3 protein-coding genes are annotated in these 2,972 nt (G+C 75.3%); all 3 read right to left on the reverse strand.

Going from position 1 to position 2,972, the window contains the following annotated elements; all coding sequences use genetic code 11:
* Window positions 1-59 precede the first annotated feature (59 nt).
* The 3 genes from ABZ885_RS38480 to ABZ885_RS38490 all read right to left on the reverse strand — a co-directional run bounded on the left by ABZ885_RS38480 (window position 60) and on the right by ABZ885_RS38490 (window position 2,701).
* Window positions 60-1,616: a multicopper oxidase family protein gene (locus tag ABZ885_RS38480; protein ID WP_360199443.1), complete on the reverse strand. Its 1,557-nt coding sequence runs from the start codon at window positions 1,614-1,616 to the stop codon at window positions 60-62.
* Window positions 1,617-1,812: 196 nt separating this feature from the next.
* The gene (locus ABZ885_RS38485; protein ID WP_360199445.1) at window positions 1,813-1,956 is read right to left on the reverse strand and encodes a hypothetical protein; all 144 of its coding nucleotides are present in this window, start codon (window positions 1,954-1,956) and stop codon (window positions 1,813-1,815) included.
* A 205-nt stretch (window positions 1,957-2,161) separates the two neighbouring features.
* Window positions 2,162-2,701, reverse strand: coding sequence for a GNAT family N-acetyltransferase (locus tag ABZ885_RS38490; protein ID WP_360199447.1), 540 nt, complete (start codon window positions 2,699-2,701; stop codon window positions 2,162-2,164).
* Window positions 2,702-2,972 lie beyond the last annotated feature (271 nt).

The following is a 2,972-nucleotide window of genomic DNA, read 5'->3' on the forward strand; positions in this document are numbered from 1 at the left end:
CGACGCACTACCGATCTGTCACGGCCCGGCGCCCGGCCGCCGGGCGCCGGATCCGGCCGTCAGGTCGCGTAGCCGAGCACCGCCATCATGCCGCCCTCCGCGTGGTACAGGTTGTGGCAGTGGAGCATCCACAGGCCCGGGTTGTCCGCGTCGAAGTCCACCGCGAGGCTGCTCCTCGGCAGCACGATCACGGTGTCCTTGCGCGGCCCGCCGTCCGGCAGCGCGAAGGTGTGGCCGTGCAGGTGGACGGGGTGCCACATCCCGGACGAGTTGGTCAGCGTCAGCCGGACGCGTTCCCCCTCGCGCACCAGGTGGCGCTGCGAGGGATCGTACGGCCGGCCGTCGAAGGCCCAGTTGAAGCCCGACGTCCGGCCGGTGAGCCGCACGGACAGGGTCCGGTCCGGGTCCTTCGCCGGGAGGCGGGCGGCCCCGCCGGCGGTGAGCCGGGCGGTGGTCACCAGCTTGCCGGACAGCTCGGCGGCGCGGACGGCGGCGGTCGGCGCGGCGCCGTCGCCGGTGCGCAGGAGTGCGAGGGCACTCGCGTTCTTGCCCTCGGCGAGAGCGGTCAGCGGGAAGACCCCGTCCCCCGCGGTCACCAGGACGTCGTAGCGCTCGCCCATGCCGATCAGCAGGGCCTGGGTGGTGGTGTGGTCGACCGGGAAGCCGTCGGTGTGGGTGACGGTCAGCTCGTGGCCGCCGAGTGCGACGCGGAAGGCGGTGTCGCCGCCGGCGTTGATGATCCGGAGGCGGATGCGATCGCCCGGCTTGGCGGCGAAGGTCTCCGGGTTGTCGGCGGTGCGACCGTTGATCAGGTAGTAGGGATAGACCACATGGCCGGCCTCGCCGCCCAGCAGGTCGCTGGTCATCCCCGTCCCCACCCGGGACGGGCCCGCGGGCACGGCCCTCGCCGTGGTGCTCGTGCCGTGCTCCCCGTGGGCGCTGCCGGAACCCCGGGTGAGCTCGGCCAGCACGTCGTCGGGCGTGGTGCCGTCCACACCGTCGAGCCAGTCGTCCAGCACCACCACCCACTCCTTGTCGTACTGGAGGGGCTCGTGGGGGTCGTCGACGATCAGGGCCCCGTAGAGTCCGCGGTCGAGCTGGACGCCGGTGTGCGGGTGGAACCAGTACGTCCCGGGGTTGGTGACCGCGAAGCGGTACTCGAAGGAGGCGCCGGGCTTGATCGTGTCCTGGGTCAGGCCCGGCACGCCGTCCATGTCGTTGCGCAGCTGCAGGCCGTGCCAGTGCATCGTCGTGGCCTGGGGAAGATGGTTGGCGAGGGTGAGCGCGAGGGTGTCGCCGGCCGTGACCCGGATCTCCGGACCGGGCAGCCGGTCGCCGTAGGCCCAGGAGGTGACGCTGCGTCCGCCGAGGTCGAGCCGGGTCTCGACGGCGAGGAGCTGCACCTGGCGTTCGGGGCCCGGGTGCCGCCTGGCCTCGGCGGCGGCGATCCCCGCGCTCTGGGCCGAGGGGTGGTCGCCCGGGGTGGGCGTCGCTTGCGCGCCGCGGGGGCCGGGGCGGTCGACGCCGTTCGTCCGGTCCGAGCAGGCGGCGAGCAGGCCGCTGCCGGCGGTGGCCACGGCGGCTCCGAGGAGGGCGCGGCGGGTGGGTGTGCGCATGGTCGAGTGCACCTCGTCATCGGTGTGCTGGCGTGGTGGGGACGCGCGGGCCGGGCGCGGGGTGACGGTGCACGGTCCTCGGACGACGCGCGCCGCACCCGCAACCGGGCAGGACGTCCGGCCACCGGAAGGGCGGGGACGGCGGGGCGGCGGCCGGCCGCTCGGTGCTCACACCCCGGAGGTCATGGCACGGGGGTCATGGCACGGGGGTGCACGCCTGGACCGGGTGCGCGCCGCCGTTGGCAGCGGGGCCGACGGCACCGGTCGGAGCGGTGGCCGCCCGGGCTATGTGCGGCGGGGCGGCGGACGCCGGGGAGAGCACCACGGTCTGCTCGGCCATCTCCGGGGCTCTCCTTCCGTGCCGCTGACGCCGGGCGGTCAGTCCTACGGGCAGCCTCTCCCCGTCAGCGCCGCATGACAAGGACCGAAAGGCCTCGTTTGTCACGATTATCGGAATCCGCCCTGCGCCACGGCACCGCCCCCGCCCGGCCGGAGAACCGCCGGAGCGCCCGGAAGCGGCCGTGGGTACACCGACGGCCGGCGGCTCACCCGGTGCGGGCGATGCGGTACTCCTCCGTCTCGACGCCGTACCAGCGGCTGGTCGGACCGAGCAGGGTCATCCCGAGACGGCGGCAGACGGCCGCCGACGGCCCGTTCCCCGGCCGGACCACGGCGCGGATCTCCGCGAGGCCGTCCGCGAAGCCCTTCGCCAGGACGCCGCGCGCGGCCTCCGTCGCGAAACCGTGACCCCAGGAATCCGGGTGGAGGTGCCAGCCGATCTCGACCTCGCCGTCACCACCGGGAAGGGGCACCAGGAGGACCGAGCCCACGACCGTGCCGGAGTCCTGCCGCTCGACCGCCCAAACGCCGAAGCGGGGATCGGTGGAGCGCAGCCGCCACCGCTCGACCATCGCGCGGGCCTCCGCCGGCTCCGCCAGGGCCCGGGGCGTGCTGCCGAGCCACCGGGCGACCTCCCACCGGGAGTAGATGGCGAAGGCGCGGTCGTGGTCGTCCTGCGTCCAGTGGCGCACCGTCAGCCGGTCGGTGGCGAGGACGGTCTCCGCGGGCCGGCCGGTCGCTGCCATGACGGTCTCCCTCGACATCGACGGGCACGGTGTGACGCTGTGACGCCGTGTGGGGCACGGACGCCGCTGCCGGGGCACCGGCGGTGGCCCGAGCGGCGAGCGGGAAGCCGGTCCCGGACGCTCCGAGGATAACGCCCGACGGGCGGTGAGCGGGAGCCTGCGGGCGGGCCCGCGGCCACGAGGCGGTGCCGCGGCGTCAGGTCCGGGGCCGGAGTTCCCGGGTGGGGCGACGAGCGCCGTCCGGCGGGCCGCGGGACGGCGGGCGGGCGCG

Origin of the sequence: Kitasatospora sp. NPDC047058, from assembly GCF_040643935.1 — a bacterium.
Classification (GTDB): Bacteria; Actinomycetota; Actinomycetes; order Streptomycetales; family Streptomycetaceae; genus Kitasatospora.

Excerpts from the sequence above, each read along its gene's own strand:
- ABZ885_RS38485 (WP_360199445.1), bottom strand. The coding sequence starts at position 1,956 with ATGGCCGAGCAGACCGTGGTGCTCTCCCCGGCGTCCGCCGCCCCGCCG.
- ABZ885_RS38480 (WP_360199443.1), bottom strand. The coding sequence starts at position 1,616 with ATGCGCACACCCACCCGCCGCGCCCTCCTCGGAGCCGCCGTGGCCACC.
- ABZ885_RS38490 (WP_360199447.1), bottom strand. The coding sequence starts at position 2,701 with ATGGCAGCGACCGGCCGGCCCGCGGAGACCGTCCTCGCCACCGACCGG.